Origin of the sequence: Pseudomonas sp. TAE6080 (assembly GCF_018732265.1) — a bacterium.
GTDB lineage: Bacteria > Pseudomonadota > Gammaproteobacteria > Pseudomonadales > Pseudomonadaceae > Aquipseudomonas > Aquipseudomonas brenneri.
Genome location: NZ_JAHIDY010000003.1, coordinates 168,316 through 190,908 on the forward strand (window position 1 = coordinate 168,316; position 22,593 = coordinate 190,908).

The following is a 22,593-nucleotide window of genomic DNA, read 5'->3' on the forward strand; positions in this document are numbered from 1 at the left end:
GGCTTGCTCGCTCCCACATTTCGATCCGTTTACACCGTTAAATTGCACAAGCCCAAATAACAATAAAAAGAAGGTCTCCATGGCCGAATCCTTGCCCCACGACACCATCATCCAGGACTCCTGGCGCCGCTGCCGTGCCTTTGGCCTCGATCACCAAAGCGCCCCCAGCTTCGACCAACTGCCCGCCGCGGGCATCAGCCAATTGCTGGAAAGCCAACATTCCCTGGTGCAGACCACCCACCAGGAAGTCCTGCCCTACTACGAGAACATCCTCAGCAACTCCAATTGCCTGATCATGCTCGCTGACAACCACGGCCAGGTCCTCACCTCCTGGGGCACCCAACGCTTTATCGAGCCCAAGCTGGCACGGGGCTTCAATGCCGGGGCCAGTTGGCTGGAGCGCGCCACCGGCACCAACGCCATCGGTACCGCACTGGCCTGTGCCCAGGCGGTGCATATCGAGCATGACGAACACTTCCTCAAGGCCAACCGCTTCATGACCGGCTCAGCGGCGCCGATCTTTGATGCCAACCGCGAGATCATCGCGGTGCTGGATGTGTCCAGCGACAGCTACCTGCCGCCCTCCCACACCCTGGGCATGGTCAAGATGATGAGCCAGACTGTGGAAAACCGGCTGATCCTCAACCTGTTTGGCGGCGAGCACTTCCAACTGACCTTCAACACCGGCCTGAACAACCTCGACAGCCAGTGGGCCGGCCTGCTGATCTTCGATGAAAGCGGCCAGGTGCTGTCAGCCAACCGCCGTGCCGACAATCTGCTGGGTATCAGCCTGTCACGGGTGATGATCGACAGCCTGTTCAAGGTCTCGCTGCTGGAGTTGCTCAATCAGCCCGAAGGCCAGCCCTTTGCCCTACAGGCTGCGGGGCGCAACCGTTTCCAGTGCTTGCTCAAACGGCCCAAACAAACGCCGGTACAGGCCCGGATCTTTAGCGAGCCCGCCCCTGTAGCCATTGGCCTGAAGACCCTGCACTTTGGCGACAGCCGCGTGGAAAAGGCCGTGCGCCAAGCCGAACGCCTGCTGGAAAAAGATATCCCGCTGCTGATCCACGGCGAAACCGGTGTCGGCAAGGAAGTCTTCGTCAAAGCCCTTCACCAGGCCAGCTCCCGCAGCCAACAGGCTTTTATCGCAGTCAACTGTGCGGCAATTCCGGCCGAGTTGGTGGAATCTGAGCTGTTTGGCTACGAAAAAGGCGCGTTCACCGGTGCCAACCAAAAAGGCAGCATCGGCCTGATCCGCAAGGCGGACAAAGGCACGCTGTTTCTCGATGAGATCGGTGACATGCCCCTCCCGACCCAGGCCCGGCTGCTGCGGGTATTGCAAGAGCGCTGCGTGCAACCGGTGGGCAGCAGCGAACTGTTCCCGGTGGACCTGCGTATTATCTCGGCCACCAACCGTTCGCTGCGCGAACAGGTGCAGATCGGACGGTTTCGTGAGGATTTGTACTACCGCATCGGCGGCCTGACCCTGGAACTGCCGCCCCTGCGTGAGCGCAGCGATAAACAGGCGCTGTTCAAGCAACTGTGGCAACAGCATCGCGAACCGACGCAATGGGCCGGGCTGAGTGCTGAAGTGCTAGCGTTATTCGAGCAACACCCTTGGCCCGGCAACTTGCGCCAGGTCAGCAGTGTGATGCAGGTCGCGCTGGCCATGGCCGAAGACCAGCCGATCCGCCCGGAGCATCTGCCGGATGATTTCTTTGTCGACCTGGGCCAAGCCTCGCCTGCTGCGCCATTGGTAATAGGCGATCTGGACGATATCCAGAACCTTCAGCAAAGACTGGCAGCAGTCGGCGGAAATATCTCCCACCTGGCGCGGGAGCTGGGGGTTAGCCGTAATACCTTATACAAGCGGTTACGCGCCGCTACGTAACGGTAACCGCCCCTACGGGCAGCCAGCCTCAGATTTATCCGACAGCGTTTTAGGTTGCTGCTCGGAAGATGCCCCAATAATCTTCGGCAGTCGCTGCAAATTCAGCGACCGGGTTTCGCAGCCCGTTTAAACGCTAGACGCACAGCGTCCACCACAAGATAACGGGCGCTTTTTTATGCCTGATGTTATGGCGGCTGTGCGCGGGATACCTTCGGGTATGCCGGGTTCCTAGAGTCCCGGTCTGCGAACCTGCGTACAGCTGCCACCCGGGTATCGTTTCGCAGCGATGGATAGCAGCGCCATAACTCCAGCTCCATAACTCTAGGTGGCTTTCGCCATCCAGATGAGTCTGCGATAGCCCGTCCGCCATCGCTGGCAAGCCAGCTCCTACAGTTGAGCGGTGTTGATTGGCAAAACCTGCACAAATAAAAACGCCCCAAGCCAGTCGGGGCGTTTTTATTTGTGCAACCATCAGTCAGCCAACCGCCATGGCGTTCCGCTATTCGGCGCCAGTTTGCAGGCGTTAAAGTGATACCGTCTTGATTCCACTTGATAAAAAAGGAGTGTTACCGCCAATGGGGATTAAATGTTCGGTCTTCATCGCAGCAAGCATTGACGGTTTTATTGCCCGTCCAGATGGGGATATTGAGTGGCTGCATCGACCGGAATATGAAAGCTCGGGCTTGAACGGCATCACGTATGAAAACTTCATCGCAACGGTTGACGCGTTGGTCATGGGGCGTAAGACCCTGGAGAAAGTACTGTCCTTTCCAGAGTGGCCCTACGAGGGCACCCCGGTCATAGCCCTTTCTCACAAGACCCTAGAGATTCCGGTGCATTTACAGGGCAAGGTGGAGGTGCTGGCCGCCGATGTGAGCACACTCGTCAAACTGCTTGCCGAACGCGGCATGAAGCATCTTTATATCGATGGCGGCCAGACCATCCAGGCATTTCTTGACGCAGGCCTGCTCAATGAGTTGATCATCACCCGCATCCCGATTCTGCTGGGTCAGGGGGTTCCCTTGTTCAGTCAAACCGGTCGTGAGTATGACCTTCGCCACATCGATACCTGTGCCTCAGACAATGGCTTTGTCCAGAGCCGGTATGCGGTTGAGCAGCGTTGACTGATAAACCAGCACACACAAAAACGCCCCGAACCAGTCGGGGCGTTTTTATTCAGCATATAACCATCAGCCGTCAGTCAGCCAACCGCCACGTCGTCCCGCCCTTCCCGTCTTCCAACACCACGCCCATGGCGGTGAGTTGGTCGCGGATGCGGTCGGATTCTGCCCAGTCCTTGTTGGCACGGGCATTCAGGCGCGCCTGGATCAGTGCGTCGACCTCAGCGGCATCCACACGCCCTTCGGCGCCGGCTTGCAGGAAGTCGTCGGCTTCCATTTGCAGAACGCCCAGTACGCTGGCCAGTTCTTTCAAACGGGCTGCCAAACCCGCTGCTGCATGCAGATCGCTCTCGCGCAGGCGGTTGATCTCGCGGACCATTTCGAACAGTACGGCGCAGGCTTCGGGGGTACCGAAGTCGTCGTTCATCACGCTGGTGAAGCGTTCAACAAATGCTTCGCCACCGGCCGGCGCCACCACTGGCAGGCCTTTCAACGCGTGGTAGAAACGTTCCAGGGCGCCTTTGGCGTCCTTGAGGTTGTCTTCCGAGTAGTTGATGGCGCTGCGGTAGTGGCTCGATACCAGCAGGTAACGCACGACTTCCGGGTGGTACTTTTCCAGCACGTCGCGAATGGTGAAGAAGTTGTTCAAGGACTTGGACATCTTCTCGCCATTGATGCGAATCATGCCGCAATGCATCCACGCGTTGGCGTAGGTCTTGCCGGTGGCCGCTTCGCTCTGGGCGATTTCGTTTTCGTGGTGCGGGAACTCAAGGTCGCTGCCGCCGCCATGAATGTCGAAGGTCTCGCCCAGGCAGCAGGTGGACATCACCGAGCATTCGATGTGCCAACCCGGACGCCCGGCGCCCCACGGTGATTCCCAGCTCGGCTCGCCCGGCTTGGTGCCTTTCCACAGCACGAAGTCCAGCGGATCCTGCTTGGCTTCGTCGACTTCGATGCGGGCACCGATGCGCAGGTCTTCGATCTTCTTGCGCGACAGCTTGCCGTAGCCCATGAACTTGGCGACGCGGTAGTACACGTCGCCATTGCCCGGGGCGTAGGCGTAGCCCTTGTCGATCAAGGTCTGGATCATCGCGTGCATGCCAGGGATGTGGTCCGTGGCACGCGGTTCCATGTCCGGCTTGAGGATGTTGAGGCGCGCCTCGTCCTCGTGCATGGCAGCAATCATGCGCTCGGTCAGCGCGTCGAACGACTCGCCGTTTTCATTGGCGCGATTGATGATCTTGTCGTCGATGTCGGTAATGTTGCGCACATACGTCAAATCGTAGCCGCTGAAACGCAACCAGCGGGTCACCAGGTCAAAGGCAACCATGCTGCGGCCGTGGCCGATGTGGCAGTAGTCGTACACGGTCATGCCGCACACGTACATGCGCACCTTGTTGCCATCCAGCGGCTTGAAGACTTCTTTGGTCTTGCTGAGCGTGTTGTAGATCGTTAGCACGATGAATCCCTTAAGACTGAATCACTGACCCCACGAATCACGCAAGGTCACGGTACGGTTGAATACCGGAGCGCCTGGTTTCGAGTCCTTGATATCCGCGCAGAAGTATCCTTCGCGCTCGAACTGGAAACGGTCTTCCGGCTGTGCTTCGCCCAACGATGGCTCGGCACGACAACCAGTGAGTACTTGCAGGGAATCAGGGTTGATGTTGTCAAGGAAACTGGCGCTGTCTTCGGCCTTCTCAGGGTTGGCCGAACGGAACAGGCGATCGTACAGGCGCACTTCGCACTCGACGCTGGCCGCTGCCGGCACCCAGTGCACCACGCCCTTGACCTTGCGGCCTTCAGGGTTCTTGCCCAGGGTGTCCGGATCGTAGGAGCAACGCAGTTCGACGATGTTGCCATCGGCGTCCTTGATCGCTTCGTCAGCACGGATCACGTAGCTGCCGCGCAGGCGCACTTCGCCGTTTGGCTCCAGGCGCTTGTAGCCTTTTGGCGGCTCTTCCATGAAGTCATCACGGTCAATATAGATTTCACGGGCGAACGGCAACTTGCGCACACCCAGCTCTTCTTTCTGCGGATGACGCGGCAGTTCGAGGTTCTCGACCTGGCCTTCCGGGTAGTTGGTGATCACGACTTTCAACGGACGCAGCACGCACATGGCGCGCGGGGCGTTGTGGTCCAGGTCCTGGCGAATGCTGAATTCCAGCATGCCGAAGTCGACCACGCCGTCGGAACGGTTGGTGCCGACCATGTCGCAGAAGTTACGGATCGACGCCGGGGTGTAGCCGCGACGGCGGAAGCCCGACAGCGTCGACATGCGTGGGTCGTCCCAGCCAAACACGTGCTTTTCATCGACCAGTTGCTTGAGCTTGCGCTTGCTGGTGATGGTGTAGTTCAGGTTCAGGCGGCTGAATTCGTACTGACGCGGATGCGCCGGTACTGGCAGGCTGTCGAGGAACCATTCGTACAGCGGACGGTGACTTTCGAACTCCAGGGTGCAGATCGAGTGAGTGATGCCTTCGATGGCGTCCGATTGACCGTGGGTGAAGTCGTAGTTGGGGTAGATGCACCACTTGTCACCGGTCTGGTGGTGATGGGCATGGCGAATGCGGTACATGATCGGGTCGCGCAGGTTCATGTTCGGCGAGGCCATGTCGATCTTGGCGCGCAGCACACGTGCACCGTCGGCGAACTCACCGTCGCGCATGCGGGTGAACCAGTCCAGGTTCTCTTCTACCGAACGGTCGCGAAACGGGCTGTTCTTGCCAGGCTCGGTCAGGGTGCCACGGTATTCCTTGGCCTGTGCAGGCGTCAGGTCGTCGACGTAGGCCTTGCCGGCCTTGATCAGTTCCACGGCCCAGTCAAACAACTGGTCGAAGTACTTGGAGGCGTAGCGCACTTCACCGGACCATTCGAAGCCCAGCCACTTGATGTCGCTTTCGATGGCGTCGATGTATTCCTGGTCTTCCTTGGCCGGGTTGGTGTCGTCGAAACGCAGGTGCGTGACGCCACCGAACTCCTGGGCCAGGCCGAAGTTCACACAGATCGACTTGGCGTGACCAATGTGCAGGTAGCCGTTGGGCTCTGGCGGGAAGCGGGTGACGATCTGCGTGTGCTTGCCCGAATCCAGGTCCGCCTGGATGATCGGGCGCAGGAAATTGACCGGGACGGCAGGTCCGGTCTTGGAATTCGAGGTAGGGTCGACAGTGGGCTTGCTCATAAGATCCTTGAACAGACAGGTTCGTGGCCGGTTGGGGCCAGATAAAACAAAGGGCTTATCATAGCCGAAGCTGTCAAGCCGCTGACAGAGCAGGCTCAAAAACTGCTGCATTTATTGCATGGGCGGTAAAAAACCACCTCGAAATTCTTGCAGGGCACGCTAAACTGCGCGCCTTGGCAGTGTATTGCTGAACGGATGCAGGCGTTGAATACGCCCAACCCCACGAATTCCTTGAAAGAGTAGTGAACATGACTCAAGTCAAACTGAGCACCAACCACGGTGACATCGTCATCGAGCTGAACGCCGAGAAAGCGCCGATCACCGTCGCCAACTTCATCGAGTACGTCAAAGCCGGCCACTACGAAAACACCGTTTTCCACCGTGTCATCGGCAACTTCATGGTCCAGGGCGGTGGTTTCGAGCCTGGCATGAAAGAAAAGAAAGACAAGCGTCCAAGCATCCAGAACGAAGCGGACAACGGTCTTTCCAACGACAAGTACACCGTCGCCATGGCCCGTACCATGGAGCCACATTCGGCCTCCGCGCAGTTCTTCATCAACGTGGCCGACAACAGCTTCCTCAACCACAGCGGCAAGAACGTGCAGGGTTGGGGCTATGCGGTATTCGGTAAAGTCACCGAAGGCACCGACGTCGTGGACAAGATCAAGGGTGTTTCCACCACCATGAAATCCGGCCACCAGGACGTACCAGCAGAAGACGTGATCATCGAGAAAGCCGAGATCATTGCGTGATATTGCTGATTTCAGACTTACATCTGGAAGAGGAGCGCCCGGATATTACCCGGGCGTTTCTGGATTTACTCAACGGCCGCGCCCGTGGCGCGCAAGCGTTGTACATTCTGGGAGATTTTTTCGAAGCCTGGATTGGCGACGATGCGATGACCCCATTCCAGCGCTCCATTTGCGAGGCTCTGCGTGAGCTGAGCGACAGCGGCACCCAGCTATTTTTGATGCATGGCAACCGGGATTTCCTGATTGGCAAGGCGTTCTGCAAAGCAGCAGGCGTGACCTTGCTCAAGGACCCCACTGTCGTGCAACTGTACGGCGAGCCCGTGCTGTTAATGCACGGCGACAGCCTGTGTACCCGCGACCTCGGCTATATGAAGCTGCGGCGCATCCTGCGTAACCCCATCGTGCTGTTTATCCTGCGCCACCTGCCCTTGCGCACCCGCCATAAACTGGCGCGCAAGCTGCGCAGTGAAAGCCGTGCGCAGACGCGGATGAAGGCCAACGATATTGTCGATGTGACACCCGAGGAAGTACCACGGGTGATGCAGCAGTTCGGCGTGCGCACCCTGGTCCACGGCCACACCCACCGCCCGGCTATTCACAAATTGCAGATTGGCGAGCAGGCGGCCAAGCGCATTGTGCTGGGGGACTGGGACAAGCAAGGTTGGGCGTTGCAGGCGGATGAGCAAGGTTTCCAGTTGGCGGCGTTTGACTTCGTCAATCCGCAGTTGGCGTTGCCTGGCGCCTGAGTTACCAACAACACGAATCAAATGTGGGAGTGGGCTTGCTCGCGATGAGGGCCCAAAAACCACCCAATCACCCGCGTCGGGCACCGCGCTCGCGCAAATACTCCAGCACCGCAGCCTGCTCCCCGGCAAACTCGATCCGCGCGCCCTTCTTCTCACGCTGGAAGGCGTACATCGGGTCGTAGTACTCGCGCAGCAGCCCCTCGATCCAGCCCCGATGCAGGTCCACCGAGCCGCTACGAGCCTGCTCTTGTAGGGCCTCCTGCAAGATTTGCTGCAAACGCTGGAACCGTTCGCCCCCCAGGCGCTTGTGAATATTGTCCAGGCTCTGGGTCAGGCGCTCGGCAAACAATGTGTAGCCGTTTTCGCCAAAGAGCTCAACGAACTCGGCACACAGATCGACGACATAGTCCTTGAGGATGCGCTCAACCCGCCCCGCCAGGCTGTCTTCCAGCCACACCATAGGCATGGTTTGCATGCCTTTGTGCAAGGCCAGCGGCAAGGCGCAACTGCCGATCATGCGGCTCTCGTCCTCAAGCACAAACTGTTCGATTGCAAGGGCGCGTTTTTTCAGCAAGTCGACCGCCAGACGGTTCTCAAAATCTATATTCGACGGTTGCCCGGTGGCCCGCTTGCCGAAGCTGGAGCCCCGGTGATTGGCATGCCCTTCCAGGTCCAGGGCATTGCGCAGTTGGCCGAGCACTTCGGTCTTGCCGGTACCTGTCATGCCACCCAGCAGAACGAAATCGCACTCGGCCGTGGCCTGCTCCAGCGTATTGAGCAAAAAGGTACGCATGGCCTTGTAGCCACCACCCACTCGCGAATAGTCGAGTCCCGCCTCGTGCAACCACTGCTGGACAATCTGCGAACGCAGGCCGCCGCGAAAGCAGTACAGGTAGCCGTCCGGGTTGGCACGGGCGAACTGTGCCCACTGCTCAACACGCTCGGCCTTGATCGCACCGGACACCAACTCATGCCCCAGCACAATCGCCGCCTGCTGCCCCTGCTGCTTGTAGCAAGTACCCACCCGCTGGCGCTCGTCGTCGGTCATCAACGGCAGGTTGACCACGCCGGGGAACGCGCCCTTGACGAACTCAACCGGGGCGCGGGTATCCATCATCGGGCGGTCGTTGAGAAAAATATCGCGGTAATCGGTGATGTCGATGGGCATCAAGACACCTCTACCGCGTTGCTCTGTCGCTCGACCAACTGACCGATAGGCGCAAGGTTCAGCCCCAACTCAGTGGCTGCGGCCAGAAACTCGGCTTCACCCTCAGGCGTGACCGCCACCAGCAGTCCGCCGCTGGTCTGCGGGTCGCACAGCACGCGCTTGTGCAACTCCTGGATGCGTCCCAACTGGCTGGCATAGCTGTCGAAATTGCGCAAAGTACCGCCGGGCACACAGCCCTGCTCCAGGTAGTACTCGACCCCCGGCAGGCGTGGGACTTTTTCGTATTCGATCAGGGCTGTCAAACCGCTGCCGTCGGACATTTCCACCAGATGCCCGAGCAGGCCGAAACCGGTGACGTCGGTCATCGCGGTCACGCCAGCCAGCTTGCCAAAGCGGCTGCCAGGCTTGTTGAGGGTACACATCCAGTCCCGCGCCAGGCCGATATCGGCTTCACGCAGTTTGCCCTTCTTCTCGGCCGTGGTGAGGATGCCGATGCCCAGGGGTTTGGTCAGGTACAAGCGGCAGCCGGCGGTGGCCGTGTCGTTGCGCTTCATATGGCGCTTGTCCACCAGACCGGTGACGGCCAGGCCGAAGATCGGCTCTGGGGCGTCGATGGAATGCCCGCCGGCCAGGGGAATACCCGCCGCGTCGCACACCGAGCGCCCACCACGAATCACTTCCCGGGCGATTTCCGGGGCCAGTACATTGACCGGCCAGCCGAGAATGGCAATGGCCATCAACGGGTCGCCACCCATCGCGTAGATATCACTGATGGCATTGGTGGCGGCAATGCGCCCAAAGTCGAAGGGATCGTCGACGATAGGCATGAAAAAGTCAGTGGTGGAGACCACGCCGCGCTCTTCATCGATGGCGTACACCGCCGCATCGTCCCGCGAGGCATTGCCTACCCAGAGCTTGGGGTCGAGGTTCTGCGCGCCGCTGCCGGCGAGGATCACTTCCAGCACCTGTGGCGAAATCTTGCAGCCGCAACCGGCACCGTGGCTGTACTGGGTCAGGCGAATCGGCTCGTTCATGGTGGACCTCAAGCTATCAAGTGCGGGGAGTCTACCAGACAGCAAAAAGCCGGCTGGGCTCTTGAGAGCGCAGCCGGCCTTTGGGGCTCAGCGGTTACTGACGGGTAGCGAGCAAACGCTTATGCCGATTGCGCCGTGCAATGTTCAGGCACTCGATCGCAGCCGAGAACGCCATGGCCGCGTACACGTAGCCTTTAGGCACATGGGCACCGAAGCCTTCGGCGATCAGCGTCATGCCGATCATGATCAAAAAGCCCAGGGCCAGCATGACCACGGTCGGGTTGTCGTTGATGAACTTGGCCAGGGGTTCAGCCGCCACCAGCATCACGATCACCGAGGTCACCACGGCAATGATCATGATCGGCAAGTGCTCGGTCATGCCCACGGCGGTAATGATGCTGTCGATGGAGAACACCAGGTCGAGCAACAGGATCTGCCCGATCGCTGCCGCGAAGCCGATGGCCACGACATTGCCAGTGCTGGTTTTCTCTTCGGGTTCCGGGTCCATGCTGTGATGGATCTCGGTGGTTGCCTTCCACACCAGGAACAGGCCGCCAGCGATCAGGATCATGTCCTTCCACGAAAACGCCTGGCCGAACACTTCGAACACCGGTGCGGTCAACTGCACGATGAACGCGATGGTGCTCAACAGACCCAAGCGCAAGACCAACGCCATGCTGATACCGATGCGCCGCGCCTTGGCCCGGTGCTTCTCCGGCAATTTGTTGGTAAGGATCGAGATGAAAATCAGGTTATCGATGCCCAGCACGATTTCCATGACGATCAGGGTTGCCAGCGCCACCCAGGCGGTGGGGCTGGCGGCCAGTTGTAAAAGGTAATCCATAGGTCAGTCCTGACGTTGTGCTGGGAGATTAGGTTTCTTTGGTGTTCGATTCAGACTCTTTAGTTTCCTGATCGTCCTTTTTTTCTGGACTGATCAAGCCTTGTGTCGCTTCACTCAATGCCTGCTCGGCAGCCTTCTGGGTGTCGTCGATCGCTTGCTTGGCCGATTCACTGGCTTTGTCCAGGACCTGCTGCGTGCTTTTTTCGACCTGATCGCAGCCGCTGATCATCACCAATGAAAGCGCAAGCAACGATGCCGCGCCGAAAGAATTGAGTTTCATGATGTATTCCTCGTTAGAACCATTGGGTCCAAGTAGTGGCCCCGCGATAGCGAGGCATTCTATGCAGGTGAACACTTCAGTAAAATTCGTATTTTTCTCGCGTATACTTCGATTTTTACGAAGTGATGGCCGCCATGCTCAATTACCGACAACTGCATTACTTCTGGGTGGTGGCCAAGACTGGCAGCATCGTGCGTGCCTGTGAGCAGTTGAACCTCACCCCGCAGACCATCAGCGGGCAAATCAGCCTGCTCGAACAGACATTCGGCATCGCCCTGTTTCAACGGGTCGGGCGCCAGCTGGAACTCACCGAAGCCGGGCGCCGGGCCCTGCCCTATGCCGAGCAGATGTTCCAGACCGGCAATGAGCTGGAAGCGATGCTGCGCGCCCAGCCCAATGAACAGCAGATTGTGTTTCGCGTCGGCGTGGCGGATGTGGTGCCCAAGTCCATCGTCTATCGCCTGATCGCACCGACCATGGAGTTGAGCGAGCCGCTGCGCATTACCTGCCGTGAAGACAAACTGGAACGCCTGTTGGCCGACCTGGCGATCCAGCGCCTGGACCTGGTGATCTCCGACAGCCCCATGCCCAGCCACCTGGACATCAAGGGCTACAGCCAGAAACTGGGGGAATGTGGCATCAGTTTTTTCGCCACCCAGGTATTAGCTGACCAGCACGGAGGTGATTTCCCACAGTGCCTGCACGGCGCACCGCTGCTGATTCCCGGCGCGGAAACCGTGGTGCGCAGCCGTTTGCAGCGCTGGTTTGCCGAGCAGCAAATCCAACCCAGGATCATCGGCGAATTCGACGACAGCGCCTTGATGCAGGCCTTTGGTCAATCCGGCAGCGGGATTTTCATCGCCCCCAGCGTGATTGCCGATGAAGTGCTGCGCCAATACGGCGTGGCACTGATCGGGCAGACGGACGCCGTCACCGAGTCGTTCTACGCGATCTCGGTGGAGCGCAAGGTCAAGCACCCCGGCATCGTGGCGATTACCGAAGGTGCGCGGCGCGAGTTGTTCACCTCACTGCCGGCCTAGGCGCAGGCAACCCGAGTCTTGGCGGTCATCAACCACAGGGCCAGCAGGATCGACAGCAGGATAAAGCCGGACGCCGCGAACCCCAGGCTGCCCAGCCCCAGAGTGTCGATCACCCGCCCGCCGACCATCGCCCCCAGGCCGATACCCAGGTTGGCCCCGGCAATGTTCAGCGACGCCGCGAATGCCGGGGCATGGGGCGCGGCCTTCATCAACCGCACATGGCTGACCAGGAACAGCGCCGCCTGGGTCACGCCCCAAATGCCCATGGCCGCTGCCAGGCCGAGGGTGGAGTGAATCGCCGGCACCAGTGCCACCATGCCGGCGATCATAAAACCGCAGAACACCATGGACGCGATCAGCGGATGCTTGTCGACCATGCGCCCACCCAACGAGTTGCCGATCAGGCCCACGGCGCCAAAGCCCATCAGGCACCATCCGACCAGCGTGCCGTCGAAGCCGGCCAGACGCTCAAGAATGTCCGCCAGGTAGGTATAAGCGGTGAACATGCCGCTAAATACCAGGATCGACAGTAAAACGTGGCCCTGCATCAAGGGGTTGCGCAGGATCTTGAACTGCGAGCGCAGGGTTACGACGTCTTTCTTCACTGTGGTCGCCGGCAGGTAAATCAACAACAGCAATGCCTTGAGCACCGCCACGCCGGCCAGAATGCCAAACGCGGTGCGCCAGCCGAACATATCGGAGATCAGGGTACCGACCGGAATCCCGAATACGGTGGCGCAGACGATGCCAAAGCCGATCTTGGCAATCGCCCGGCCGGCGTAGTCCGGGCCGACGATATCCACCGCCGTTTCACTGGCCAGGGCCCAGAACACCGGCAACCCCAGCGCCGGAATCAGCCGTGCCACGGCCATCACCCAGATATTCGGCGCCAGGGCCGCCAGGGTATTGGCCGCACCGAACATCAACAGAATGCTGATAAACAGGCGCTTGCGCTCGAAACGCGCGAAATACGCGGTCAGGAATGGCCCGAACGCGGCCACGGTGAAGGCAAACAGGGTTACCAGCAAACCGGCCTGGGACACGCTCACATCCAGGTCGCGGGCGATGGACGGCAACAGGCCGACGATGACAAATTCGGTGGTCAACACCGTAAAACCGGCCGCCGACAGCAGCAGGATGGGCAACAACATGAACAACTCCAGAAACGGCGACGCCAGCGTTAGCCCAAGGGCCCGCTGACAGAGAGATAAGAAGAGGATGGGGAATCTTAACAGAATGTGACCAAGCCCCGCACGGCGCTGGCGACTGAATGCCGCAGCAAACCGGATATTTCCTACAGCATGTTAGACTTCGCGCCCTGCATCGCGCTGCACACATTAAAAAAACTAGAGACAACTCTTTATGACTGCTGCCCCTTCGCTGCTTCAACGACTCATGCGCCTGAGCCTGGTGACTCAAATTGTCATCGGCCTGATCGCCGGCATCCTACTGGCCCTGCTGTCGCCCAGTACCGCCCTGTCCACCGCGTTTATCGGCAAGGTATTTGTCTCGGCGCTCAAGGCCGTCGCGCCGATCCTGGTGTTTGTGCTGGTGATGGCCTCGATTGCCAACCACAAGCATGGCCAGGAAACCCATATCCGCCCGATCCTGTTCCTGTACTTGCTGGGTACCTTTTCGGCAGCGGTCGTGGCGGTGATTGCCAGCACCCTGTTCCCGTCGAACCTGGTCCTGGCCACCCATGACGTGGCCGTCAGCGCGCCGGGCGGTATCGGTGAAGTGCTGCAGAGCCTGCTGCTCAGCGTGGTGGACAACCCGGTCAGCGCCCTGATGAACGCCAACTTCATCGGCATCCTGGCCTGGGCCATCGGCATGGGCATTGCGATTCGCCATGCCGGGCAAACCACGCGCACGGTGCTGGACGACCTGTCCAACGGTGTCACGCTGATCGTGCGCGTAGTGATTCGTTTTGCGCCGCTGGGCATTTTCGGCCTGGTGGCTTCGACCCTCGCCGCTTCTGGCTTCGACGCGTTGCTGGGCTATGCGCACCTGTTGCTGGTACTGATCGGCTGCATGCTGTTCGTGGCCCTGGTGGTCAACCCGGCCATCGTGTTCTGGAAACTGCGTCGCAACCCCTACCCGCTGGTGCTGCTGTGCCTGCGCGAGAGCGGTATCACTGCATTCTTCACCCGCAGTTCGGCGGCCAATATCCCGGTCAACCTGGCGTTGAGTGAGCGCCTGGGCCTGCATGAAGACACCTATTCGGTATCGATCCCGTTGGGCGCAACCATCAACATGGCCGGCGCCGCCATCACCATCACCGTGCTGACCCTGGCGGCCGTGCATACCTTGGGCATTGCCGTTGACCTGCCGACTGCCGTGCTGCTCAGCGTGGTGGCTGCGGTGTGTGCCTGTGGCGCATCCGGCGTGGCCGGTGGCTCGTTGCTGTTGATTCCACTGGCGTGCAGCCTGTTCGGCATTCCAAGTGAAATCGCCATGCAAGTGGTAGCCGTGGGCTTCATCATCGGGGTGTTACAGGATTCGGCGGAGACTGCGCTGAACTCGTCCACTGACGTGTTGTTCACCGCAGCGGCGTGCCTGGGCCAGGAAGACAAGAACCCAGCCTGATACAACAGTGGGCGCTGACTTCTGTAGGAGCTGGCTTGCCTGCGATAGCATCACCTCGGTGCAACTGATAGACCGAGGTGCCTGCATCGCAGGCAAGCCAGCTCCTACAGAGCCAGCGCCCACATTTGTTTTGGGGTGTTACTCGGTACTTAGAACGCGCCCATGTAGTCGCGCTTGCCCACTTCCACACCGTTATGACGCAGCAAAGCGTAAGCGGTGGTGACGTGGAAGAAGAACTGCGGCAGGCCGTAGGTCAGCAGGTAGGACTGGCCGCTGAAGCGTTTTTCTTTCGGGGTGCCTGGGCGGGTGACGATCTCGATACCTTCCTTGCCGTCGATCTGCGCCGGGGTGATGGTGTCGATAAAGGCCAGGACCTTGGCGATCAGCGCTTGCAGGTCAGCGAAAGTGACTTCGCTGTCTTCGTATTTCGGTACTTCGATCTCGGCCAGGCGCGCGGAAACGCCCTTGGCAAAGTCCACGGCGATCTGCACCTGACGTACCAGCGGGAACATATCCGGGAACAGGCGCGCCTGCAGCAAGGCATTGGGGTCGATGTTCTTGGCAGTGGCGTGGGCCTCGGCCTTGTTCAGCACGTCGCTCAGGGCGTTGAGCATTTGCTTGAAGACTGGGAGGGAAGCGGCGTACAGGGAAATAGTCATGACAGTCTCGACAATAGTGGCGGGGTTGGACAGCGGCGATTATAGCCATGCGCGTCGCTTGTCTTTTATTTTTTCGGGATTAGGCTAGTGGGCTCACAGCATAGGGAAAGCGCGATGACCACCGAGCACGACACCACTTCCTCCGAACCGCGCCTGAACAGCACGGAAATCCGCGTCCTGGGCAGCCTGATCGAAAAGCAGGCGACCAACCCGGAAACCTACCCGCTGACCCTCAATGCCCTGGTGCTGGCCTGCAACCAGAAAACCAGCCGGGAGCCTGTGACCAACCTCAGCCAGGGCCAGGTCGGCCAAAGCCTGCGCGCCCTGGAAGGACGTGGTTTTACCAAGCTTGTGATGGGCAGCCGCGCCGATCGCTGGGAACACCGCGTGGACAAGGCCCTGGAACTGGTGCCGGCACAGGTGATCCTCACGGGCCTGATGTTTCTGCGCGGCCCACAGACGGTCAATGAACTGCTGACCCGCAGCGGGCGCATGCATGACTTTGAAGATGCCGAACAGGTGGTACACCAACTCGAACGCCTGATCGCCCGTGACCTCGCGGTGTTGGTGCCCAAGCAGGCCGGGCAGCGCGAAGATCGCTACACCCATTCCCTGGGCGACCCGGCGGATATCGAGGCGATCCTTGCCGCCCGTGGCAGCCCGGTGGAGCGCAGCAGCGCCAGCGCAGTTTCCGTGGAGCGCATCGAAGAGCTGGAGGCGCGGATTGCGGCGCTGGAAGAGCGCCTGTCGCGTCTCGAATAACACCTTGTCCCTTGTAGGAGCGAGGGGGACGCCTAGCTCCTACAGAAAGCAGAATCCGCTTGACTGACTGGCATCAGGGCAAGCCCACATGGATCAACTGTGTTTTTTCAGAGCGATTACTGTCGGGCGAACGCCACCGCTTTCTGAAACTGCTCATCCGTCGGTCGGATGCCGGTGTACAGCACGAACTGCTCCAGCGCCTGGATCGCAATCACTTCCAGGCCAGTAATCACCCGCTTGCCCTGGGCCCGGCCACGCACGATCAGCGGTGTTTCAGCGGGAATCGCCACCACATCGAACACCGTGTCCGCCGAGTCAATCGCAGCTGCCTCAAACGCCAGATCCTCGGCCTGAGCGCCGCCGGTCATGCCGATCGGCGTCACATTGACCAGCATCTGCGGGCGCGTCTCGCCCAATGACGCCTGCCACGTATACCCCAGGTTGTGCGCCAGGGCCCGGCCGGCGGCTTCGTTGCGGGCAACGATCAGGCCATTGGCGTAGCCACCATCGCGCAAGGCACTGGCCACGGCCTTGGCCATGCCGCCACTGCCGTGCAGGGCGAAGGTCGAATCCTTGGGCACGGCATGCTTTTTCAGCAACTGCTCAATGGCAATGTAATCGGTGTTGTAGGCCTTGAGATGGCCGGCGGTGTTAACGATGGTGTTGATCGAGGCGATAGCACGGGCCGAGTCGTCCAGTTCATCGACCAGCTCGATGCAGGCCTCCTTGAACGGCATCGACACGCCGCAGCCGCGAATACCCAGGGCGCGGATACCGGCCACGGCGCCGTTTAAATCCTGGCTGCTGAAAGCCTTGTAATAGAAATTGAGCCCCAACTGCTCATACAAATGGTTATGAAACCGTAGGCCGAAATTGCCTGGGCGGGCCGACAGCGACATGCACAGTTGGGTATCTTTGTTGGGGTTCATCAACATCCAATGACTCCTTCATCAAGTAAGCAAACCGGTACAGACCTTACACAACCTTTACCTAGTGGCGGTGCTGTTTTCCTGAAATACGTTGTCTTAAAAGTATCCCCGCGACAATCCTTGAGTCTATTGATTACAGACCACAAGCGCAGGGGCCAACCGAGGAAAGACCATGATGCGTAAAATCCCCAGGATCGCCTTGCTGATCGGTGCGCTCGCTGTAGCCGGCCAAGCTTCCGCCCATGGCGGCGGTTGGGGTGGCCCGGCCGTATTGGGTGCGGTTGTCGGCGCAGCCGTAGTGGGCTCAGTGATCGCCAGCCATGATCGGCCGGTGTATGTGCAGCAGCAACCGGTGTATTACCAGCCCCAACCGGTGTATGCCGCCCCGCCGCCGGTCTATTACCAGCCAGCGCCGGTGTATGTGCAGCAGCCGGTGTATTACCGCCCGGCGCCCGTGTATTACGGGCCACCACGTGGCTACTACGGCCCACCCCGCGGCTATTACAGGCGCGGTTGGTAAACACAACGGAAAAAGCCCCGCACGCCAGGCGGGGCTTTTTATGGGTTGCCGGTCTGAATAAATCTTGCCAAGGTCGCTATGGGGACAACGCTGGCTGTTAAATCCGACATTATCAAGGCCAATGTGCGCTTGCCCAATCGGGGTGTGCGCTGTCATGTTTGTGTCACACGGCACTCTCACTATCGAAACTGTCCATCCCTAACAGGCCATAACAACAAGGACGATCCAGCATGCCCACACAAAATCCGCACCGTACCGCCGGTCTCTGCACGTCGAGCAAGGTCTATAGCGCCTTGACCGAACTCAAGCACCTGGAAGGCCATCGCAGCGCCAAGTTTCTCTCGTTGCTGGCCGAAAACCTGGTCCACAAGGGCCTGCTCAACGAGCAGGAAGTGCTGAACATGCTGGATCAGGTCGTGGACTGAGCGCCTGCGGGCGCAGTCTCGATAGCAATGATGTTGACTATCGAGCAGGGTGATTTTCCCTCAAGCGCTGGCCGCCGTAAGGTAACCTCCATCAGCAATGGAGGTAGATATGCCCACTATCCAGATCATGTCCGTCGTCGGCAGCGCCGTCCCCGTCCCTCTTCGGGAGTTGGGTTTGCTGGCCTGCTGGTACTTGGTACGCGACGGTGAAGCCATCAGTGGCCCGCTGACTTCGTTGTCGGCTGCACAAGCGCAAAGCCGCAAGCTTGAAGCTTAAGGCAACCGTACTTGCCGTTTGGTCTCGACAAACAGCGCCCAGCTGGACATGAACAGCGCGGCAATCAATGGGCCGATGACAAAACCATTGAGGCCGAAGATCGACAGGCCGCCCAGGGTCGAGATCAGGATCAGGTAATCCGGCATCTTGGTGTCCTTGCCCACCAGGATCGGACGCAGCACGTTGTCCACCAGGCCGATCACAAACACCCCGAACAAGGCCAGCACCACCCCTTGCCAGATTGAACCACTGAGCAGGAAGTACGCGGCTACCGGCCCCCAGACAATCCCCGCGCCCACCGCCGGCAGCAGCGACAGAAACGCCATCAGCACCGCCCAGAGCAATGCACTGGGAATATCCAGGAACCAGAAAATCAAACCGCCCAACGCTCCCTGGGTCACCGCCACCAGCACGTTACCTTTGACGGTCGCGCGCACCACGCGGTTGAACTTGAGCTGCAAGCGACGTTTCTGCGGCTCGGCCAGCGGCACCGCCGTACGCACTTTGCGCACCAGTTCGGGGCCGTCGCGCAGCAGGAAGAACAGCAAGTACAGCATGATGAAAAAGCTCACCAGGAAATCAAAGGTGCCCTGGCCAAAGCTGAACGCCTGGCTGGCAAAGAACTGGCTGCCCTGCATCGCGGCCTTGACGATCTTCTCGCGCAGCCCCTCCAGGTTGCCCATGCCGAAGCGGTCCAGCAGATGCTGGAAGTAAGGTGGCAGGAAGTTCTTGAACTGTTCGATGTAACCGGCGATATCCAGCCTGCCACTTTCGACGTTCCGGTACAGCGTCGCGCCCTCCTGCACCAGCAAGGCGCTGGTGATGATCACCGGCAAAATCGCGATCACCAGGCACACCATCAAGGTACAGAGCGACGTCAGGTTGCGGTTCCAGCCAAACTTGAGCTGCAGGCGCCGCTGCATGGGCGCAAAGATGATCCCGAGGATCACCGCCCAGAACACCGCGCCATAGAACGGCAGCAGGATCCAGAAAAACGCGACGGTCACCATGACCAGCAGCAACAGCAAGGTTTTGAATTGCAGATTCGTTTGGTTCATGTCCGATCCGTGCCAGAAAAACGCCAGGCGCCCAGCGCGCCCTGTTGCTTAGTCCACCGCACATCGCACGAGTGCCATCTTTATTTCTACAGCGTAGACCCAGATCAATAACCGCCAGGTCCGGCTCGGCTACCCTGCCGCCCTTTTGCGACCTGAATCCCCATGCCCCCTGTTCTCGCTCCCGAATTGCTCGCCCCTGCCGGCACCCTGAAAAACATGCGCTACGCCTTTGCCTACGGTGCCGATGCGGTCTACGCCGGCCAGCCGCGCTACAGCTTGCGGGTGCGCAACAACGAGTTCGACCACGCCAACCTGGCCCTGGGCATCGCCGAGGCGCAATCGCGAGGCAAGCGCTTTTATGTGGTGGTCAATATCGCGCCGCACAACGCCAAGCTGAAAACCTTCCTCAAGGACCTGGAACCGGTGATCGCCATGGGCCCGGACGCGCTGATCATGTCCGACCCAGGCTTGATCATGCTGGTGCGCCGGCACTTCCCGCAGATGCCGATCCACCTGTCGGTGCAGGCCAACACGGTGAACTGGGCCAGTGTCGAGTTCTGGCAACAGCAAGGCATCTGCCGGATCATCCTGTCGCGGGAACTGTCCCTGGAAGAAATCGCCGAGATCCGCCAACAGGTACCGGCCATGGAACTGGAAGTGTTTGTGCATGGCGCGCTGTGCATGGCCTACTCCGGGCGCTGCCTGTTGTCCGGCTATATGAACAAGCGCGACGCCAACCAGGGCACCTGCACCAACGCTTGCCGCTGGAAATACCAGGCCACGCCCGCCGCTGAAAACACCGTGGGCGATATCGTCCAGCAGTATCAGCCCGAGCCGACCCTGGGCCTCGGCACGCCCACCGACCAGGTGTTCCTGCTCCAGGAAGCCAACCGCCCGGACGAACAGATGCCGGCCTTCGAGGACGAGCACGGCACCTACATCATGAACGCCAAGGACTTGCGGGCAGTGCAGCATGTCGAACGCCTGACACAGATGGGCGTGCATTCGCTGAAGATCGAGGGCCGCACCAAATCCCACTTCTATGTGGCGCGCACCACCCAGGTGTACCGCCAGGCCATCGATGACGCGGCGGCCGGTCGCGCGTTCGACCGTGGCTTGATGACCAACCTTGAATCCCTGGCCCAGCGCGGCTACACCGAAGGCTTCCTGCGCCGCCATGTGCATGACGAATACCAGAACTACCAGAACGGCAGCTCAGTCTCCGAGCGCCAGCAGTTTGTCGGCGAATTGACCGGCGAGCGGCGCGGGGAGTTGGCCGAGGTCAAGGTGAAGAACCGCTTTGCCGTGGGCAATCATCTGGAATTGATGACCCCGGCGGGGAATTTCCATTTTGACCTGGGGCTGATGCACAACGCCAAGGGTGAGGCCATCGAGGTGGCGCCGGGGGATGGGCATACGGTGTATGTGCCGGTGCCGCTGGAAATGGATATCGGGTTTGGGTTGTTGATGCGGGATGTGTAGCGACTGTTAGCAAGCCCACATTCTGAACTGCAAATACATTCAAAATGTGGGAGCGGGCTTGCCCGCGATGAGGCCAGAACAAGCACCGCAATTGCCAGGTCAGATCCTGAACTGCCCCACCAACTGCCCCAACCGCTGCCCCAGGTCCGCCAGGCTGCGGGAGGTCTGTGCGCCCTGCTGGGTCTCATCCGCCACACTGTCCACCGCTACGGCAATCTGATGCACGCTGCGGTTGATCTCTTCGGCCACGGCGGTTTGTTCTTCGGCGGCACTGGCAATCTGCGCGTTCATCGTGTTGATGGTGCCGATCAGTTGCGCCATGGTATCAAGGGACGCCCCGGCTTCGTTGGCCTGAGCCGAGGTGCCCTCACCGGCATCGCTGGAACGGCGCATGGACTCCACGGCGGCCTCGGTGCCCTTTTGCAGGCGGTCGATCATGCCCTGGATTTCCTGGGTACTTTGCTGGGTGCGGCTGGCCAGCGCACGCACCTCATCGGCCACTACCGCAAACCCACGCCCGGCTTCACCGGCACGCGCCGCTTCAATGGCCGCGTTGAGGGCTAGCAGGTTGGTCTGCTCGGCAATCGAACGGATCACCCCAAGCACGCTGACAATCGATGACACGTCCTGTTGCAGGCTATCGAGGGATACGCCACTGCTGCGGATGTCACTCACCAACGCATGAATCTGCGCAATGCTGCCATCCACCACGCGCTTGGCGCTCTGGCCTTCGACGTCGGTTTGTTGCGCCGCCACCGCGGCGCCCTGGGCGCTGCGGGCCACTTCATGGGCCGCTGAGGACATTTCATTGATCGCCGTCGCCACCTGATCGGTCTCCTGGCGCTGACGCTCCATGGCCTGTTCCGAACGCTGGGCTTGCTCGGACACCTGGCTGACCAGGCCGGTCAGTTGCGACGTCATGTCGGTGATCTGGCGCACCAGACCATGGATCTTGTCGACAAACCGGTTGAACGAACCTGCCAGTTCGCCCAGCTCATCTTGGCTGGTGATCGCCAGGCGTCGGGTCAAATCACCTTCGCCGGCAGCGATGTCATCGAGGTTGGCCTTCATCAGGTGCAACGGCCGCAGGATGGTATTGGCCAGCACCATGCCCACCGCAGCGATCAGCAACAGCAGGACCACGGCGATCCCGATGATGCTCAACAGCACCCCTTCCATACGTTCGTTGACCTTGGCTTCTACCTCGCTGACCAAGGCATCGATACCGTCCAGGTTGACCGACGTACCAATCACCATGTCCCACTTGGGCAGGTATTCGGTATAGCCGAGCTTGGGCACCAGTTCGGTTTGCCCCGGTTGCGTGGAGCTGTATTGCAGATAATGGGTGCCATCCTTGCCGACCTTCACCAGGTCGCGGTTGACGTAGACGCCGTTAGGGTCGCGATTGTCCTTGAAGCTTTTGCCTACGCCATCGGGGCTATTGCCCTTGAACAGGCGGATGGTTTGCGAGTCGTAGCCGAAGAAGTAGCCGTCCTTGCCGTAGGTCGTGTTGGATAACAGCTTGACCACTTGCGCCCGCGCCTGCGTATCACCAGGGGCGGCGGCGTCGTACAGCGGTTTGATGGTGGTGATCGCCACTTCTACATAACTTTGCAGGGTGGCCTTGGCGTTGTTGAGCAGGCGCTGGCGGGTTTCGGCCACCTCGGTGCGCGCCTGCTCCTTGAGGATCCACACCGTGGTCAGGCTGATGACCACGGCAAACAACAACACCGGCAGGACGGCGAGGGACAGGACTTTGGCCTTCAGACTCAGACGCATGGATCTTCTCTCTTCTCGGGCAATGTTAAGAGGTTAACGGCCCTGTGAGAGAAAACTGT

22 protein-coding genes are annotated in these 22,593 nt (G+C 59.9%); 11 read left to right on the forward strand and 11 right to left on the reverse strand.

The genetic code is table 11. The features are described 5' to 3' along the window. Positions 1-79: 79 nt before the first annotated feature. Together KL786_RS04350 and KL786_RS04355 are read left to right on the forward strand one after the other, a co-directional pair. Positions 80-1,891, forward strand: a complete 1,812-nt coding sequence (locus tag KL786_RS04350) for a sigma-54-dependent Fis family transcriptional regulator (RefSeq protein ID WP_215516865.1) — start codon at positions 80-82, stop codon at positions 1,889-1,891. A gap of 575 nt (positions 1,892-2,466) precedes the next feature. Next, entirely contained in the window at positions 2,467-3,015 is a 549-nt protein-coding gene (locus KL786_RS04355) for a dihydrofolate reductase family protein (protein WP_215516914.1), read from the forward strand. Positions 3,016-3,088: 73 nt separating this feature from the next. Here KL786_RS04355 and cysS read toward each other — a convergent pair whose 3' ends face one another. After that, a complete protein-coding gene (gene cysS, locus KL786_RS04360; RefSeq protein WP_032857406.1) occupies positions 3,089-4,471 on the reverse strand; it encodes a cysteine--tRNA ligase in 1,383 nt (460 codons plus the stop codon). A 21-nt stretch (positions 4,472-4,492) separates the two neighbouring features. Then, entirely contained in the window at positions 4,493-6,193 is a 1,701-nt protein-coding gene (locus KL786_RS04365; protein WP_032857408.1) for a glutamine--tRNA ligase/YqeY domain fusion protein, read from the reverse strand. Positions 6,194-6,441: 248 nt separating this feature from the next. Between KL786_RS04365 and KL786_RS04370 the strand changes: the two genes are divergently transcribed. Continuing rightward, positions 6,442-6,945, forward strand: coding sequence for a peptidylprolyl isomerase (locus KL786_RS04370; protein ID WP_215516866.1), 504 nt, complete (start codon positions 6,442-6,444; stop codon positions 6,943-6,945). After that, complete coding sequence (gene lpxH / locus KL786_RS04375) at positions 6,942-7,691, forward strand: UDP-2,3-diacylglucosamine diphosphatase (protein WP_215516867.1); 750 nt, start codon at positions 6,942-6,944, stop codon at positions 7,689-7,691. Before KL786_RS04370 ends, lpxH begins: the two co-directional genes overlap by 4 nt. A gap of 67 nt (positions 7,692-7,758) precedes the next feature. Here lpxH and mnmH read toward each other — a convergent pair whose 3' ends face one another. From mnmH to KL786_RS04395, 4 genes are all read right to left on the reverse strand, one after another. Then, a complete protein-coding gene (gene mnmH / locus KL786_RS04380) occupies positions 7,759-8,859 on the reverse strand; it encodes a tRNA 2-selenouridine(34) synthase MnmH (RefSeq protein WP_215516868.1) in 1,101 nt (366 codons plus the stop codon). Then, positions 8,859-9,893, reverse strand: a complete 1,035-nt coding sequence (gene selD, locus KL786_RS04385) for a selenide, water dikinase SelD (RefSeq protein WP_215516869.1) — start codon at positions 9,891-9,893, stop codon at positions 8,859-8,861. Before selD ends, mnmH begins: the two co-directional genes overlap by 1 nt. A 94-nt stretch (positions 9,894-9,987) precedes the next feature. Next, positions 9,988-10,737, reverse strand: a complete 750-nt coding sequence (locus tag KL786_RS04390) for a TerC family protein (RefSeq protein WP_215516870.1) — start codon at positions 10,735-10,737, stop codon at positions 9,988-9,990. 28 nt (positions 10,738-10,765) lie between these two features. After that, positions 10,766-11,017: a hypothetical protein gene (locus KL786_RS04395; protein ID WP_032857417.1), complete on the reverse strand. Its 252-nt coding sequence runs from the start codon at positions 11,015-11,017 to the stop codon at positions 10,766-10,768. Between the two features lie 134 nt (positions 11,018-11,151). Here KL786_RS04395 and nhaR point away from each other — a divergent pair, with 134 nt between their 5' ends. Continuing rightward, entirely contained in the window at positions 11,152-12,057 is a 906-nt protein-coding gene (gene nhaR / locus KL786_RS04400) for a transcriptional activator NhaR (RefSeq protein WP_215516871.1), read from the forward strand. On the opposite strand, the gene KL786_RS04405 is transcribed toward nhaR, so the two are convergent. Further along, complete coding sequence (locus tag KL786_RS04405; RefSeq protein WP_215516872.1) at positions 12,054-13,208, reverse strand: MFS transporter; 1,155 nt, start codon at positions 13,206-13,208, stop codon at positions 12,054-12,056. The two genes, nhaR and KL786_RS04405, sit on opposite strands and share 4 nt — an antisense overlap. Positions 13,209-13,419: 211 nt before the next feature. On the opposite strand from KL786_RS04405, the gene sstT reads away from it, so the two are divergent. Then, positions 13,420-14,643 carry a serine/threonine transporter SstT gene (sstT, locus tag KL786_RS04410; RefSeq protein WP_215516873.1) on the forward strand — a complete coding sequence of 408 codons (1,224 nt, stop codon included), beginning with the start codon at positions 13,420-13,422 and terminating at the stop codon, positions 14,641-14,643. Positions 14,644-14,792: 149 nt separating this feature from the next. Here the strand turns inward: sstT and KL786_RS04415 are convergent, their stop codons facing one another. Continuing rightward, positions 14,793-15,302 carry a DUF1993 domain-containing protein gene (locus tag KL786_RS04415; RefSeq protein ID WP_032857425.1) on the reverse strand — a complete coding sequence of 170 codons (510 nt, stop codon included), beginning with the start codon at positions 15,300-15,302 and terminating at the stop codon, positions 14,793-14,795. A gap of 114 nt (positions 15,303-15,416) precedes the next feature. Between KL786_RS04415 and KL786_RS04420 the strand changes: the two genes are divergently transcribed. Continuing rightward, positions 15,417-16,064, forward strand: coding sequence for a YceH family protein (locus KL786_RS04420; RefSeq protein ID WP_215516874.1), 648 nt, complete (start codon positions 15,417-15,419; stop codon positions 16,062-16,064). 116 nt (positions 16,065-16,180) lie between these two features. Here the strand turns inward: KL786_RS04420 and KL786_RS04425 are convergent, their stop codons facing one another. Beyond that, the gene (locus tag KL786_RS04425; RefSeq protein ID WP_215516875.1) at positions 16,181-16,999 is read right to left on the reverse strand and encodes a shikimate 5-dehydrogenase; all 819 of its coding nucleotides are present in this window, start codon (positions 16,997-16,999) and stop codon (positions 16,181-16,183) included. Between the two features lie 166 nt (positions 17,000-17,165). On the opposite strand from KL786_RS04425, the gene KL786_RS04430 reads away from it, so the two are divergent. From KL786_RS04430 to KL786_RS04440, 3 genes are all read left to right on the forward strand, one after another. Then, positions 17,166-17,513 (forward strand): hypothetical protein, encoded by a 348-nt coding sequence (locus KL786_RS04430; RefSeq protein WP_215516876.1) that lies wholly within the window; start codon positions 17,166-17,168, stop codon positions 17,511-17,513. Positions 17,514-17,743: 230 nt separating this feature from the next. Continuing rightward, the gene (locus KL786_RS04435) at positions 17,744-17,938 is read left to right on the forward strand and encodes a hypothetical protein (RefSeq protein ID WP_032857430.1); all 195 of its coding nucleotides are present in this window, start codon (positions 17,744-17,746) and stop codon (positions 17,936-17,938) included. 109 nt (positions 17,939-18,047) lie between these two features. Continuing rightward, a complete protein-coding gene (locus tag KL786_RS04440; RefSeq protein WP_032857432.1) occupies positions 18,048-18,215 on the forward strand; it encodes a hypothetical protein in 168 nt (55 codons plus the stop codon). Here KL786_RS04440 and KL786_RS04445 read toward each other — a convergent pair. Next, complete coding sequence (locus KL786_RS04445) at positions 18,212-19,273, reverse strand: AI-2E family transporter (protein ID WP_215516877.1); 1,062 nt, start codon at positions 19,271-19,273, stop codon at positions 18,212-18,214. The genes KL786_RS04440 and KL786_RS04445 overlap by 4 nt on opposite strands. 162 nt (positions 19,274-19,435) lie before the next feature. On the opposite strand from KL786_RS04445, the gene trhP reads away from it, so the two are divergent. Further along, the gene (gene trhP / locus KL786_RS04450) at positions 19,436-20,755 is read left to right on the forward strand and encodes a prephenate-dependent tRNA uridine(34) hydroxylase TrhP (RefSeq protein WP_215516878.1); all 1,320 of its coding nucleotides are present in this window, start codon (positions 19,436-19,438) and stop codon (positions 20,753-20,755) included. Positions 20,756-20,854: 99 nt separating this feature from the next. Here trhP and ctpM read toward each other — a convergent pair whose 3' ends face one another. Continuing rightward, positions 20,855-22,534, reverse strand: coding sequence for a methyl-accepting chemotaxis protein CtpM (ctpM, locus tag KL786_RS04455; protein ID WP_215516879.1), 1,680 nt, complete (start codon positions 22,532-22,534; stop codon positions 20,855-20,857). Between the last annotated feature and the right edge of the window lie 59 nt (positions 22,535-22,593).